The following is a 13,746-nucleotide window of genomic DNA, read 5'->3' on the forward strand; positions in this document are numbered from 1 at the left end:
GGGGATCAAGACATGGCACACCGACCATGCAGGGGGGCGGTGGCGTTGCTCGGCGGGCTGTTGCTGGCCCTGACCGCCGCACCGTTTCAGGCCATCGCGGCCACACCCACCAAGGCGCCGCCCGCCGAGGGCACCGGCATGGTGATGGTGCTCGACTCGTCGGGCTCGATGGCCGACGACGACGGCTCCGGCAGCACCCGGATCGCCTCCGCCCGCAAGGCCGTCGGCACGGTCGTCGACGCACTGCCCGACGGCTATCCGACGGGCCTGCGGGTCTACGGCGCCGACAAGCCCAAGGGCTGCGACGACACCCGGCTCGCGCAGCCGGTCGCGGCCCTCGACCGTGCGGGCATCAAAAAGGCCGTCGCGGGCCTCGAACCCAAGGGCGACACCCCCATCGGGCTCTCCCTGCGCAAGGCGGCCGAGGACCTCCCCCGGCGCGCCGGCGGCTCGATCGGCAAGCGCACGATCCTGCTGATCTCCGACGGCGAGGACAACTGCCAGACCCCGCCGCCGTGCAAGGTCGCCGCCCAACTCGCCGCGTCCGGCGTCGATCTGCACATCGACGCCATCGGCTTCCAGGTGGCCGGCAAGGCCCGCGCCCAGCTCGAGTGCATCGCCAAGGCCGGCAACGGTCAGTACTACGATGCGCCTGACGCCAGGTCACTCGCCCGCCAGCTCCAGCGTGCCGGACAACTCTCCGCGGACGGCTACCGGTTCAAGGGGCGGCAGGTCCGCGGTACGGCGACCAGGAGCGGCGCGCCCGACATCCGTCCCGGGCAGTATCTGGACTCCATCGGGCCCAACGAAGAGCGCTACTACGCCACCGATCTGGACGCCGTCTCGACCGCCGACTTCTCGGCGACCGTGGTGCCGCAGCCCGGCGCGGCCGTCGACTCCCTCGACACGCTGCGCACCCGGATCGCCTACGGCACCGACAGCTCCTGCGACTCCACCAGTGAGTTGTTCGGGCAGACCGAGGGCGCCACGCCGCTGACCTCGGGCGTGAGCCGGGTCCCCTCGCAGAGCGGTACCAGTACCTGCGACAAGGCGGGCCGCTACTGGCTGGTCGTCGAGCGCGAGGCCGCCAAGGGCTCGGACGCCGCGCGCTGGCCGATGGAGCTGACGTTTCACGTGGAACAGCCGCTGGCGAAGGGGGTCACTCCCGCACAGTCCGAGCCGGAGTACGGCGCGGGCGGCAAGGACGCCACCCTGCCGACCGGCGCCCCCAAGGACGTCGCCGGCGGCACCGGCTTCAACGACGCCCAGCCGCTGCACCCGGGGGTCTGGCGGGACAAGATCCTGCCGGCGCAGACCCTTTGGTACAAGGTTCCGGTCGGCTGGGGCCAGCAACTCCGCTACGACGTGGAGTTCGGCAACGAGCCGACGGTCAGGGGATACAGCTCCCACATCTCCTACGGAGCCACCCAGGTCTATACGCCGTTCCGCGCGCCGGTCGGCAGCGGTGCGGGCCAGTTCAGCCGGCAGGCGTCCTACAGCGGGCGGCCGGCGGCGCTCAGCATGGGAACGGTCCCGGTCTCCTGGACCAACCGCTATGAGACGCACCCCAATGTGATTCCCGTGCACCACAAGGGCGACTTCTATCTGGCGGTGACGCTGGGCGCCAAGGCCTCCCAGATCGCGGAGAATCCGCGGATCGGTGTGGTGCTGCGGGTCGCCGTGCTGGGCAAGGAGAAGTCCGGTCCCGAAGCCGGCGCCTCCGCGGCCAAGGCCGACACCTCCCCGGGCGAATCCGGGCGCTCGGCGGACGGCGGGGACGGCGGCGGTGGAGGATGGTCGACCGGACGTGTGGTGGCTCTCGCCGTCGGTGGAGTGGGCGTGCTGCTGCTGGCCGGTCTCGCGCTGGCCTACGTACGGGCGCGCCGGAAGCCGGCGGCCGCAGAGGGGAATTCGGATCCGATGAGGGGTGGCTCGTGGTGACGGGGCGCATGACGACTCGGACGGTGTTTCACGTGAAACACCGCAACAGAGTGGTCGCCGTGCTGGCGGTGCTCGCAGCGGTGACGGTGCTGCCGGGAACGGTGGGGGTGGCCTCGGCCGACGAAGTCCCGGGCTACCGGACGGCGGACGGCGCCACGTCCGTGACGGGCGCCGCCAGCGCCACGGACGCACCGCAGCTCAAGCCCGGGCTGCACACCGACACCCTCAAGCGCGGCGAGCAGAAGTACTACGCCGTCACGCTCGACGCCAAGCACAGTGCGTACTTCTCGGTCACCGCCGCGCCCAAGCCCGGTACCAAGGTCGAGGACTTCGGCGACAAGCTGACCCTCAACGTCCAGGACAGCAGCGGCGCCACCTGCGACAGCGAAGCCAGCCCGACCTTCAACGGCGGCGGCATGGTCTATCCGGTCGCCGACTACGCCACCCGTCGCATCGGCGCCGACCGTGCGGGCTGCCAGAAGGCGGGCCCGTACTACCTGGTGGTCACCCGCAAGGGATCAGCGACCTCCGGACCCGAGACCTGGCCGGTCGAGTTGGACTACCTCGAAGAGCCCCCGCTCAAGGGCAACACCCCCGCCCAGCCGGGCGCGGGAACCTGGAGCACCGCCGCGCCGCCCTTCCGTACGGACCCCACCAAGCGCAGCGCCAAGGGAGGCACCGGCTTCAACGATGCGGGCTCGGTCGCCACCGGCGTCTGGCGGGACCGGATCAGGCCGGGCGAGACCCGCTTCTACCGCGTACCGGTGGACTGGGGGCAGCGGCTCAATCTGAGCGCGGAGCTGCCGAACGCCTCCGCCGGCACCTCCTCGGGCTTCCTCGCCAGGGCGCTCAGGCTGGCCGTCTACAACCCGGCGCGCGGCGCGGTCGGCGACGGCACCTTCGCTTCGTTCACCGGGAAGCCGTCCGGAGCCAAAAAGTTCACCGCTCCCGTCGACTACGGCAACCGCTTCCACGCGTCCCGCGAGATCAGTGCGATGCGGTTCGCCGGGTGGTACTACCTCGAGGTCAGCCTGCACCCCGATGCCGCGCGGTACTTCCCCAAGGGCACCCCGTTCACCCTCCGGGTGGACGTCCGCGGCGCCGCCAAGGCCGGGCCCGGCTACGCCGAGCCGACCAGCGTGTTCTCCGTGACGCCCGAGGACCAGGAGACAGCGCGGAAGGGCCAGACCGCGCAGGAGGCGGCACAGAGCGGCACGCTGCTGACGGTGGCCTACGCCGGGATCGGCACGGGTGTGGTGCTGCTGGTGGGGCTGGGAGCGTGGACGCTGCTGGCCCGGCGTTCGGCGGCCGCGGCTCCGGGCGCTGCGGGCGGATCGGGTGCACAGCCCGTGCTGCCGCACCAGCCGACGCAGTCCGCCCAACAGGCCCAGCACACCCAGCAGTCCGGGCCCCCACAGGGCTGGTAGCGGGGCGCGGCGGCGCCCCGCAGCGGCGTGTCAGGCGGAGACCAACGCCCAGACCCCGACCGCGATGCACAGCAGCGCGACGATCAGCACCGGGATCGCGACCTTCGGGGGCGGTCCCGGCTTCCTGTACGGCGCGGGCGTCGCCGCGGCCGGGGTGGCGACGGTCGCGCCGAACGGAGACGGCCCGGGGACAGGGTGCGGCCCGGCCGTGTAGGGACGGGTCGCGGGGTAGTCCGGGCGGACGGCTGCCGTGGGCTCGTACGCGGGCAGCGGGGGAGGAGTCTGTGCCGGCATCGGCACGGGAGCCGGGGTGGAAGCCGGTGCCGGTGTCGGCGTCGGCGGGGTGCTCGGCCCCGGCGGCGCGAGCTGGAAGCTGCCGGTGTCCGACATGGAGCCGTGCCCGGTGGCACCGCCGCCCACCGCGGCGCCGGACGTCGGCGTCCCGAAAGGCTCCTCGGCCGCCAGGGGCCCGTCCGGTCCGAACCCGGCCGGCAGCGGGCCTATGTGGTCGAAGACCTCGACGACCTCGTCCTCGATCGTGCTGTCCGGCAGCATCTCAACCGCCGCAAGGACCGCCTTGCGCGCGCCCGTGGCCGTCTTGAACCGGGAGTCCGGGTTCGGGTGCACCAAGGACGCCAGGACCTGCCACAGCGGCTCCGGCACGCCCTCGGGCGCGCTGGGGATGCCGTGCTGCGCGAAGTGCCCGACCAGGGCCTCGGCGTCCGGCTTGGTGCCGGTGAGCAGATACACCGCGACCAGACCGACCGCGAACAGGTCCGCCGGGAAGTCCGGTTCGGCACCCAGCATCTGCTCCGGCGCGAAGTAACCGGGCGTGCCCACCACATAGTTGGTCTCGGTGAGGCGCGGCTCGCCCTTGCGCATCGCGATGCCGAAGTCCGACAGCCGCAGATGCGGCCGGCCGGTGCCGGTGGACTCCAGCAGGATGTTCGCCGGCTTGATGTCGCGGTGCACCACGCCCTCGGCGTGCACCGCGGTGAGCCCGGCCAGCAGCTGGTCCAGCAGCGTGCACACGAACCGCGGCGGCAGCGGTCCGTAGTCGCCGATCAGATGCGCCAGCGAGCCGCCGTTCACCAGGTCCATGGTGAACAGCACCTTGTCGTCGTTCGCCGCCCAGCTCGCCGGGGCCAGCACATGCGGATGATCGATCCGCAGCGCCTGTTCGCGGACGAACCGCAGCAGCGTGTGCGCGTCGCTCTGCTGCAGCACCTTGGCCGCGACATAGCGGCGGCGCCGGTGGTCCCAGGCGCGCCAGACCGCGCCCACCCCGCCCCGACCGATCGGATCGATCAGCTCGTACCGACCGGCGAAGATCTCACCCATTGCGCCCCGTCCGCTTCTGAACTCACGACGTCCCCTGTGGCTGCGGGTCTAGTTCTGGTGCGCCTCGTAGTGGGCGACCGCGTCCGCGGTACGACCGGCACCGTAGACCCGGAGGAACTCTGCCAGTTCGGGGTGAGTGGGGGCGAGGGTGTTCGCCGCATCGATGATGTCCCCGGCGTCGGAGACCGATCGCAGCAGCGACTGGATCTCACGCACCACGCGCCGCACCGTGGTCGCCCCCGTCGACGAGGTCTGCTGCGCGGTGTTGTTCAGTACCGAGCCGCCCGCCGTCTTCTTGATCTCCTCCATGCGGTCGGTGGCCTCGGCGGCGCTGACGCTGCCGTCCGCGACCTGACCGGCCAGTTCCTGCAGCGCCTGGACCCGCTGCACCACAGCCGGGTTGCCTATCTTCGCGCGCTGCCCGCTCATCAGCTGGGAGAGCATCGGCGCGGACAGGCCGAGCACCGAGGCCAGCCGGGCCTGGTTGAGACCGAGGTCGTCGATGAGACGGCGGAACAGCGCACCCAGAGGCTCCCCGTACCAACTGCGCTGGAGCTCCCGGGCCCGCGCGGTGGCTTCCTGCTGTGCTGCGTCCATGCCGTGTCCCCTGTCTCCCCGGTCGCTTCGCTGCCGCGAATCTCGCGAAGCATCCTACGGAGAGCGACGGTGTGCGGCGATACCCGGTCGGGAAAGCGGCCGGACACCGGGTACCCTGGTGCGCGAAGGGGCCTTAGCTCAGTTGGTAGAGCGCTGTCTTTGCATGGCAGATGTCAGGGGTTCGACTCCCCTAGGCTCCACTCCCAAAGCCCTTCCGATCCGCGGCACCGCTGGTCAGAGGGGCTTTTTGCATTCCCGACGGGCCGTGCTGACGGGCTGTCACCCACGTCCCGCGGGGTCGGTGCGGCGGTACGCGAACGGGCCGTGCCCACCGCCCTCCTACGGCGCTGGGCACGGCCCGGTGGTTTCCGGCCGTCCGGGTATCAGGCCGTGTTGCCTCCGCCGCGGCGTTCGTCGGCCTCCGCCTCGGCCTGCTTGGACTGGACCTCGGGGTCGAGCGGCGCGCCCTCGCTGCCGTCGACTGCGCTCAGCCGCCCGCGGTCGCCGACCTCGGTGGGGGCCGGCGGCTCGACCAGCCAGTCCGGGTTGGCCTGCTTGTCCCACCACTTCCAGGCGGCGATCGCGCCACCGACCAGGACGCCGAGCACGGCGAGGCGCTTGGTGGCCCTGCCGCACTTGGCGCGGCGGCTGTGCTTCTTCTGCAGCTTGGTGATCTCGGCGGCGGTCACCTGGCCGCGGAGCGCGGCGAGCGCGGCGCTGCCGCGGGCGAGGGCCTCCTCGCGGACCGGCTCGGCCGCGGCCCGCGCGCTGGTCACGGCGTGCTCCAGCCGCGGCGCGGTGTACTCGGCCGCGTGCCGTGCCGCCTTGCGGGTCCGGCGGGCCGCGTGGGTCGCCGCGGCGTCCACCTTGGGCGGCAGCGTGCCGCGTGCGTGCTCGATGCGCGGATGCAGATGGGTGTCGTACTGCGAGCGGGCCTGGTGGGCGGCCTCGGCCACCTTCGGGCCCACGCGCGTACGGGCCTCGTGCGCGTAGTGCACGGCGGCGTCCTTGGCCGTACCGGCATACGGTGCCACCGCCTCCGCGGCGTGCCGCACGCTGTCCTTGGCCGTGCTGGTCGCGGCGCGCACGCTGTCCTTGCGGGTCACGGGATCCTCCTCCTCGGTGGCGTCTCCGGGGGCTGGGGGGTCTGGTCCCCATGTCTGCTGTGTCGCCTGTCCACCCGTTTGGAGATCATGCCCGCTCGGCGCCCGTACGGCATGTGCGAGCGGCCATCCGGGTCATGCGCGCCCCCCTCCGAGGCCGTCGGCGACGACGATCGCGCGGTACGCCGGTCCGGCGCCCGAAATCAGTGCGAAGGCGGGGAAGAGGTGGTGGTCGTGCGCCCCCTGGGCCGGTCCATGCGAGGATCAGGAACCGTCAGAGAAGACTTATGGAAGGTTGATCGTGGCTGAGCAGCTTTACGCCACCCTGAAGACGAACCAGGGCGACATCGAGATCCGGCTCCTGCCGAACCACGCACCGACGACGGTCAAGAACTTCGTCGAGCTCGCCAACGGCGAGCGGGAGTGGACCCACCCGGCGACCGGCAAGAAGTCCACGGACCGGCTCTACGACGGCACCGTCTTCCACCGCGTGATCAGCGGCTTCATGATCCAGGGCGGCGACCCGCTGGGCAACGGCACCGGCGGCCCCGGCTACGAGTTCAAGGACGAGTTCCACCCCGACCTCGCCTTCAACAAGCCGTACCTGCTGGCCATGGCCAACGCCGGCCCGGGCACCAACGGCTCGCAGTTCTTCATCACCGTCTCGCCGACCGCGTGGCTGACCGGCAAGCACACCATCTTCGGTGAGGTCAGCACCGAGGCGGGCAAGAAGGTCGTCGACGCGATCGCCGGCACCCAGACCAACCCGCGCACCGACCGCCCGGTCAACGACGTGGTCATCGAGTCCGTGGTCATCGAGACCCGCTGAGCCGCCTCGCGTCTTGTGCCCCGGCCAGGTCCGGGGGAACCATTGCGCCCCGCCCGGTCGTACTCCGGGCGGGGCGGTGTGTTTGACGCCTCCGGGGCGTGTGCCGCGCCCCGCACCCAGCAAGAGGACGAGGGGACCGATGGACCAGGTGCCAGGCAGCCCACAGGAGCCGCAGAACGCGCGGGGCGACGACGGCCTGCCGGGCTGCTACCGCCACCCGGATCGCCCGACCGGCATCCGCTGCACCCGCTGCGAGCGGCCGGTCTGCCCGGACTGCATGGTCAGCGCCTCGGTCGGCTTCCAGTGCCCGGACTGCGTACGCGGCGGCAGCGGAACCGGCCACGCCCCGGGGGCGACGGCACCGCGCACGATCGCCGGCGGCACCATCGCGGCCGATCCGCGGCTGGTCACCAAGATCCTGCTGGGCATCAACGCCGCCGTCTTCCTCGCCGTGCTGGCGACCGGCGACGAGCTGGTGGGCCGACTCGACCTGCTGGGGCTCGCCTTCGACCCGAGCCGCTACCAGCTCGTCGGCGTCGCCGAGGGCGAGTGGTACCGCCTGCTGACCGCGATGTTCCTGCATCAGCAGATCCCGCACATGGCCTTCAACATGCTCTCGCTGTGGTGGCTGGGGCCGCCGCTGGAGGCGGCGCTCGGCCGGCTGCGGTTCACCGTGCTGTACCTGCTCGCCGGTCTGGGCGGCAGCGCCCTGTCGTACCTCCTCGCGGCGCAGAACCAGCCCTCGCTGGGCGCGTCCGGCGCGATCTTCGGGCTGCTGGGCGCGACCGCGGTGCTGATGCGGCGGATGCGCTACGACATGAAGCCGGTGCTGATCCTGCTCGCCCTCAACCTGGCCTTCACGTTCCTGTGGCCGCACATCGCCTGGCAGGCGCATGTCGGCGGCCTGGTGGTGGGCGCCGCGGTGGCGTTCGGGATGGTGCACGCGCCGCGCGACCGTCGCAACGCGGTCCATCTCGCGACGTGTGCGGTGGCGCTGCTCGCGATCGGCGCGGTGGTGTGGGTACGGACCCTTCAGCTGGTGGGCTGAGGGTCCCGTCCCGTCAAGTTGTCCACAGTACGTGGCCGATCTTGTGCATGCTGTGCGGAACTGGTGTTCCAAGCCGCCCTGACCTGCGTTTCCCCAGTAAGGACGGGGGGAGGCGGAGGTCAGGAGCGGATGCCGCCGATCACACCGGCGTCAACCTCCAGAGGGTTATCCACAGATCTTCTGAAGTTTTCCCCGGCTGTGGATAACTGTGTGGATGGCCTTGGGCAGGGCTTGCGCTACTTCCACTGTGTGGATACGCCGAAGCCCACCGCGATGAAGCCGAAACCGCAGACGATGTTCCAGTTGCCCATGGCGGCGATCGGCAGATCGCCCTCCGACACGTAGAACAGCACGATCCACACGAGCCCGATCAGGAACATCGCCAGCATCAGCGGCGCCACCCAGCCGCGGCCCGAGGCCATCTTCAGGTTGGTGGTCTTCGCCGGCGGCGGCGTGAAGTCGTCCTTCTTGCGGATCCGTGACTTCGGCACGAGGAACTCTCCTGTCGATGTGCTGCTCCCCCACTCTCGACATCGCTCGAGCGGCTGACCTGTCCGCGCGGGGGAGGTACGAGGTGTGCGCCGGGCTGTGGACGCGATGGGGAGCGGATTCCTTTCCCGGGCGTCCGTTAGCGTAGTGCTTCCGCGGCGTCGTAAGGAGTAAGGGTACGTTGAGTAATTCCGCCGACTCCTCCGGCCGCCCCGCCCGGCTGCGACTGCGGCCCGTACGGCTGCTCACCATGGTCGTCTTCGCGCTCGCCGGGCTGCTCTTCTGGCTGAGCTTCGACACCGCGCGTGGCACCAATCTACGCTCGGACGACTCCATGTTGCGGCTGTCCGACCTCATCCAGGAACGCAGCCACAAAAACGGTGCCCAGGACGACCGCAACGCCACCCTGCGCGAGGAGGTCGACGCCCTCGCCCAGCGCGACAACGGCAGCTCCAAGGCCGAGGACGCCAAGCTCAAGGCGCTGGAGAAGAGCGCCGGCACCAAGGCGCTGTCCGGCCAGGGCGTGACCGTCACCCTCACCGACGCCCCGCCGAACGCCACCGCCAAGATCCCCGGTGTTCCCGAGCCGCAGCCCAACGACCTGGTCATCCACCAGCAGGACCTGCAGGCCGTGGTGAACGCGCTGTGGCAGGGCGGCGCCAAGGGGATCAAGGTCATGGACCAGCGGCTGATCTCCACCAGCGCGGTGCGCTGCGTCGGCAACACCCTGATCCTCCAGGGCCGGGTCTACTCCCCGCCGTACAAGGTCACCGCCGTCGGCGACCGCGAAGCGCTGAACAACGCACTGACCGCCTCCCCCGCCATCCAGAACTACCTGCAGTACGTCAACGCCTACGGACTGGGCTGGAAAGTCGACCAGCACGAGGCGATGACTCTTCCCGGCTACTCCGGCACAGTAGATCTCCACTACGCACAGCCTGTGAAGCCGTAGCCCGCGCGCCGCGGGGCGGCGGGGAGGGGCGGGGTCGATGACGCTGCGGTGGATCGTGCGGACGCTCAGCGAGACCTGTGTCACCGTCGGCGCGCTGATCGTCCTCTTCGTGGTCTACCTGCTCTTCTGGACCGGCGTACGGGCCGACAGCGCCATGGACGGCGAGATCGGCAAGCTCCGGCACCAGTGGTCGTCCGGGCCGGCCACCACGCCCCGCCCCGCGCCCGCCGCCGGCGAGCCCACCGAGGCCCCGCGGCCCCGCCGCTATGTGCCGGGCGGCTCCTTCGCCGTCATGTACGTCCCGCGCCTCGGCGCGGACTGGGCCAAGCCCGTACTGGAAGGCACCGGGACCGACGTCCTCACACGGGGCCTCGGCCACTACGCCCGCACCGCCCGCCTCGGCGAGGTCGGCAACTTCTCCGTCGCCGGCCACCGCCGCACCTACGGCGACCCCTTCAAGGACTTCCCGCGGCTGCGGCCCGGCGACGCCGTGGTGCTGACCGACGGCACGACCTGGTTCACCTACCGCATCGACAACCGGCCCTACACCACGCTGCCCGGCGACATCGGCGTGATCGACCCCGTACCTCGCAAGTCCGGATTCAACGGCCCCGGGCGCTACCTCACGCTGACCACCTGCGAGCCGGAATGGGGCCACAGCCACCGGCTGATCGCCTGGGCACACCTCGACTCCACCCAACCCGTGGCACAGGGAAGGCCGTCGGCTTTGACGAGCTGACCCCCCTGCGCCCGCCCTCGCCCTTTACTCTGGTGTCGCAATCGACATCGTCATCGGCATCGGCAAGGGGACAGCGACAGCATGTACGGCTGGATCTGGCGGCATCTGCCGGGCAACACATGGGTCAAGGCGCTGATTTCCCTGGTGCTCGTGCTGGCGATCGTCTTCGTGCTCTTCCAGTACGTCTTTCCGTGGGCGGAGCCGCTGCTGCCCTTCAATGACGTCACGGTCGACCAAGGGATGGCAGCCGTCCGATGACCGCACGGATTCTTGTCGTCGACAACTACGACAGCTTCGTCTTCAACCTCGTCCAGTACCTCTACCAACTGGGCGCCGAGTGCGAGGTGCTGCGCAACGACGAGGTCGCGCCCCGGCATGCCCAGGACGGCTTCGACGGGGTGCTGCTCTCGCCCGGTCCCGGCACACCCGAGCAGGCCGGCGTCTGCGTCGACATGGTCCGGCACTGCGCGGACACCGGCGTCCCGGTCTTCGGCGTGTGCCTGGGCATGCAGTCGATGGCGGTCGCCTACGGCGGCGTGGTGGACCGCGCGCCCGAGCTGCTGCACGGCAAGACCTCGCCCGTCCTCCACGAGGGCGTCGGCGTCTTCTCCGGTCTGCCCTCCCCCTTCACCGCCACCCGCTATCACTCGCTGGCCGTCGAGCCCGACACCGTCCCCGACGAGCTGATCGTCACCTCCTGGACGGAGGCCGAGGACGTCCCCGGCGGACGGATCGTCATGGGCCTGCGGCACCGTGAACTTCCGGTGGAGGGTGTGCAGTTCCACCCCGAGTCGGTACTGACCGAGTGGGGACACCGGATGCTGGCCAACTGGCTCGTCGAATGCGGCGATGAGGGGGCTGTGGAGCGCTCGACGGGGCTCGCCCCGGTGGTCGGCAAGGCCGGCGCGTGACCGCCCTGCGCCCCGAGCGTGAAGGGAGACCCTACGACCCGTACGAGCCGGAAGCGCCGTACGCGTCGCAGGAGCCGTACGGGTCGCAGGACCCGCACGGACGCCCCGATGCGTTCGAGGCGGCGGTGGGGCAGCTCGACGACCCGCTGAACGACCCGCTCCCGGGCCGGGCCTCGCCGCCGCCCACGCCGGCCCCCGCGTCCACGCCCGCACCCGCGTCCACGCCCGCACCGGCGCCCACGCCGAGTCTGCTCGACCAACCGGGCCGGGGGCGCCGCCGGGGCAAGCCGGCGGAGGAGGGGCTGCCGGGCTCACCGTGGTTCCGGCCGCAGCAGACGCCGCAACAGAGGCCGCAGCAGACGCCGCAACGGCCGGCCCCGGCGCCTCCCCCGGCCCCACGGGGACCGCAGCAGCCCTTCGGCCCCGCCTCCCTCTCCACGCCCGCTCCCGTGCCCGCCCCACAGGGGCCAGACGACGAGACCATGGCACTGCGGCAGGCCGAGAAGCGCGGCGGGGGCACCGTTTCACGTGAAACCGAGACGGCCGTTTCACGTGAAACATCGACATCGGTGTCCACCCCGGCAGTCGGGGGCCGTGCGGCCCGGCGTAAGGCCGCTCAGGAGGCCGCCAAGCGAGGCGGCAGGCGTGGCCGGCGCGGCGATGCCGCCACCGCCACAGCGGCCGCCGCGAAGGCCGCTGAACCGGCTCCCGCTCCCACCTCCCGGCTGGAGGCCCGACGGGCCGCCCGTGCCGCCAAGGACAGCCCCAGCCTGATCGTCAGCCGCGCGCTGGGCGAGGTGTTCATCACCCTCGGCGTACTGATGCTGCTGTTCGTCACCTACCAGCTGTGGTGGACGAATGTGATGGCCGAGCAGGAGGCGGGCGGCGCCGCCAACAACCTCCAGCACGAGTGGGACAAGGGCGGCGGGGAGAAGAAGAATCTCGCGGCCGGCGAGCGCTTCGGAATCATGTACATCCCCAAGCTGGATGTGAAGGCGCCGATCGCCGAGGGCATCGACAAGCCCAGTGTGCTGGACCACGGCATGGTCGGGCACTACGACAAGAGCAGCGGGCTCAAGACGGCGATGCCCTGGGACAAGAAGGGCAACTTCGCGGTCGCCGCCCATCGCAACACACACGGTGAGCCGTTCCGGTACATCAACAAGCTCACCAAGGGCGACAAGATCATCGTCGAGACGCAGAGCTCGTACTACACGTACGAGATGGAGAGCATCCTCCCGCAGACGTCTCCGAGCAACACCAGCGTGATCGGTCCGGTACCGCCCGGCTCGGGATTCACGGGGCCGGGGCGCTACCTCACCCTGACGACGTGCACGCCGGAGTTCACCAGTACCTTTCGGATGATCGTCTGGGGCAAGATGGTCGACGAGCGGCCGCGGAGCAAGGGCAAACCGGAAGCGCTCGCCGGCTGAGCGAACACAAAAGGGGTACTACGCGGTGACTGCAACCGGAACCGACGAGGACAGCGACCGGTTCGCGCCGCCACCCAAGCCGCGACGCCGGGTACGCAGGACCATTGCCGCCATCGTCAGCGTCATCGGCGAGCTGCTGATCACAGCCGGCCTGATCATGGGCCTCTTCGTCGCCTACTCCCTGTGGTGGACCAATGTCCTCGCCGACCGCGAGGCGCACAAACAGGGCGACCAGGTGCGCCAGCACTGGGCGAGCAGCGGACCCAAGGGGCCGGGGGAGCTGGACACCAAGGACGGCATCGGCTTTCTGCACGTACCGGCGATGAACAACGGTGAGGTGCTGGTCAAGAAGAGCACCGCCGAAGACGTCCTCAATGAGGGGGTGGCCGGCTACTACACCAAGCCCGTCAAGTCGGCGCTGCCTCAGGACAAGAAGGGCAACTTCACCCTCGCCGCGCACCGCGACGGTCACGGCGCGAAGTTCCACAACATCGACAAGCTCAAGGACGGCGACCCGATCGTCTTCGAGACCAAGGACACCTGGTACGTCTACAAGGTCTACGCGACGCTCCCCCAGACCTCGAAGTACAACGTCGACGTCCTCAACAAGGTCCCCAAGGAGTCCGGCAAGCGCAAGCCGGGCCGCTACATCACCCTGACGACCTGCACCCCGGTCTACACCTCGACCTTCCGCTACGTCGTCTGGGGCGAGCTGGTCCGCACGGAGAAGGTCGACGCGGACCGCACACCGCCGAAGGAACTGGGCTGACCGGCCCGCAGAACCCCGCAAGCGCCTGCCAGGACCTTCGCGCACACACGAGGAAGCCCCGGCCGCCCTCCACTTGGATTCAAGGGATCGTCGCAACACGTGATCACTGACGTGTGGTGGTGAGCAGTTTAGATAGACGCTCGGCTGGTGTTTCCCAGCCGAGCGTC

General features: G+C 70.5%; 14 protein-coding genes and 1 tRNA gene. 11 read left to right on the plus strand and 4 right to left on the minus strand.

Annotated features, from left to right (window positions below; genetic code table 11):
* Positions 1-12 precede the first annotated feature (12 nt).
* Positions 13-1,941 carry a vWA domain-containing protein gene (locus tag ACZ5XZ_RS09865; RefSeq protein ID WP_468975923.1) on the plus strand — a complete coding sequence of 643 codons (1,929 nt, stop codon included), beginning with the start codon at positions 13-15 and terminating at the stop codon, positions 1,939-1,941.
* Positions 1,942-1,973: 32 nt separating this feature from the next.
* A complete protein-coding gene (locus ACZ5XZ_RS09870) occupies positions 1,974-3,368 on the plus strand; it encodes a hypothetical protein (RefSeq protein WP_468975925.1) in 1,395 nt (464 codons plus the stop codon).
* Between the two features lie 30 nt (positions 3,369-3,398).
* Here ACZ5XZ_RS09870 and ACZ5XZ_RS09875 read toward each other — a convergent pair whose 3' ends face one another.
* Positions 3,399-4,709, minus strand: coding sequence for a serine/threonine-protein kinase (locus tag ACZ5XZ_RS09875; RefSeq protein ID WP_468975928.1), 1,311 nt, complete (start codon positions 4,707-4,709; stop codon positions 3,399-3,401).
* Positions 4,710-4,757: 48 nt separating this feature from the next.
* Complete coding sequence (locus ACZ5XZ_RS09880; protein WP_384424220.1) at positions 4,758-5,306, minus strand: helix-turn-helix domain-containing protein; 549 nt, start codon at positions 5,304-5,306, stop codon at positions 4,758-4,760.
* 127 nt (positions 5,307-5,433) lie between these two features.
* Between ACZ5XZ_RS09880 and ACZ5XZ_RS09885 the strand changes: the two genes are divergently transcribed.
* Positions 5,434-5,506, plus strand: a tRNA-Ala gene (locus tag ACZ5XZ_RS09885).
* A gap of 183 nt (positions 5,507-5,689) precedes the next feature.
* Here ACZ5XZ_RS09885 and ACZ5XZ_RS09890 read toward each other — a convergent pair.
* Positions 5,690-6,412: a DUF5324 family protein gene (locus ACZ5XZ_RS09890; RefSeq protein ID WP_468975931.1), complete on the minus strand. Its 723-nt coding sequence runs from the start codon at positions 6,410-6,412 to the stop codon at positions 5,690-5,692.
* Between the two features lie 298 nt (positions 6,413-6,710).
* On the opposite strand from ACZ5XZ_RS09890, the gene ACZ5XZ_RS09895 reads away from it, so the two are divergent.
* Both ACZ5XZ_RS09895 and ACZ5XZ_RS09900 read left to right on the plus strand, forming a co-directional pair.
* Complete coding sequence (locus ACZ5XZ_RS09895) at positions 6,711-7,238, plus strand: peptidylprolyl isomerase (RefSeq protein WP_384424218.1); 528 nt, start codon at positions 6,711-6,713, stop codon at positions 7,236-7,238.
* 139 nt (positions 7,239-7,377) lie between these two features.
* On the plus strand, positions 7,378-8,286 hold the full coding sequence (locus ACZ5XZ_RS09900; protein ID WP_468975934.1) for a rhomboid family intramembrane serine protease: 909 nt from the start codon (positions 7,378-7,380) through the stop codon (positions 8,284-8,286).
* 236 nt (positions 8,287-8,522) lie between these two features.
* Here ACZ5XZ_RS09900 and crgA read toward each other — a convergent pair whose 3' ends face one another.
* On the minus strand, positions 8,523-8,777 hold the full coding sequence (gene crgA / locus ACZ5XZ_RS09905; RefSeq protein ID WP_384424216.1) for a cell division protein CrgA: 255 nt from the start codon (positions 8,775-8,777) through the stop codon (positions 8,523-8,525).
* Between the two features lie 179 nt (positions 8,778-8,956).
* Here crgA and ACZ5XZ_RS09910 point away from each other — a divergent pair, with 179 nt between their 5' ends.
* The 6 genes from ACZ5XZ_RS09910 to ACZ5XZ_RS09935 all read left to right on the plus strand — a co-directional run bounded on the left by ACZ5XZ_RS09910 (position 8,957) and on the right by ACZ5XZ_RS09935 (position 13,579).
* Complete coding sequence (locus ACZ5XZ_RS09910; RefSeq protein WP_468975936.1) at positions 8,957-9,727, plus strand: DUF881 domain-containing protein; 771 nt, start codon at positions 8,957-8,959, stop codon at positions 9,725-9,727.
* A 37-nt stretch (positions 9,728-9,764) separates the two neighbouring features.
* The gene (locus ACZ5XZ_RS09915; protein WP_468975938.1) at positions 9,765-10,466 is read left to right on the plus strand and encodes a class E sortase; all 702 of its coding nucleotides are present in this window, start codon (positions 9,765-9,767) and stop codon (positions 10,464-10,466) included.
* A gap of 81 nt (positions 10,467-10,547) precedes the next feature.
* Positions 10,548-10,724 carry a hypothetical protein gene (locus ACZ5XZ_RS09920; protein ID WP_384424213.1) on the plus strand — a complete coding sequence of 59 codons (177 nt, stop codon included), beginning with the start codon at positions 10,548-10,550 and terminating at the stop codon, positions 10,722-10,724.
* The gene (locus tag ACZ5XZ_RS09925; RefSeq protein WP_468975941.1) at positions 10,721-11,377 is read left to right on the plus strand and encodes an aminodeoxychorismate/anthranilate synthase component II; all 657 of its coding nucleotides are present in this window, start codon (positions 10,721-10,723) and stop codon (positions 11,375-11,377) included. Before ACZ5XZ_RS09920 ends, ACZ5XZ_RS09925 begins: the two co-directional genes overlap by 4 nt.
* Positions 11,374-12,810, plus strand: a complete 1,437-nt coding sequence (locus ACZ5XZ_RS09930) for a class E sortase (protein WP_468975943.1) — start codon at positions 11,374-11,376, stop codon at positions 12,808-12,810. The genes ACZ5XZ_RS09925 and ACZ5XZ_RS09930 overlap by 4 nt, the downstream gene beginning before the upstream one ends.
* Before the next feature lie 25 nt (positions 12,811-12,835).
* Positions 12,836-13,579: a class E sortase gene (locus ACZ5XZ_RS09935; RefSeq protein WP_468975946.1), complete on the plus strand. Its 744-nt coding sequence runs from the start codon at positions 12,836-12,838 to the stop codon at positions 13,577-13,579.
* Positions 13,580-13,746 lie beyond the last annotated feature (167 nt).

The sequence above is a fragment of the Streptomyces sp. NPDC033270 genome (assembly GCF_055576575.1).

Bases quoted from the DNA above. Each gene is read 5' to 3' on its own strand.
- ACZ5XZ_RS09875 (WP_468975928.1), bottom strand. From the start codon at position 4,709: ATGGGTGAGATCTTCGCCGGTCGGTACGAGCTGATCGATCCGATCGGT.
- ACZ5XZ_RS09900 (WP_468975934.1), top strand. From the start codon at position 7,378: ATGGACCAGGTGCCAGGCAGCCCACAGGAGCCGCAGAACGCGCGGGGC.
- ACZ5XZ_RS09865 (WP_468975923.1), top strand. From the start codon at position 13: ATGGCACACCGACCATGCAGGGGGGCGGTGGCGTTGCTCGGCGGGCTG.
- ACZ5XZ_RS09920 (WP_384424213.1), top strand. From the start codon at position 10,548: ATGTACGGCTGGATCTGGCGGCATCTGCCGGGCAACACATGGGTCAAG.
- ACZ5XZ_RS09915 (WP_468975938.1), top strand. From the start codon at position 9,765: ATGACGCTGCGGTGGATCGTGCGGACGCTCAGCGAGACCTGTGTCACC.
- ACZ5XZ_RS09925 (WP_468975941.1), top strand. From the start codon at position 10,721: ATGACCGCACGGATTCTTGTCGTCGACAACTACGACAGCTTCGTCTTC.
- ACZ5XZ_RS09880 (WP_384424220.1), bottom strand. From the start codon at position 5,306: ATGGACGCAGCACAGCAGGAAGCCACCGCGCGGGCCCGGGAGCTCCAG.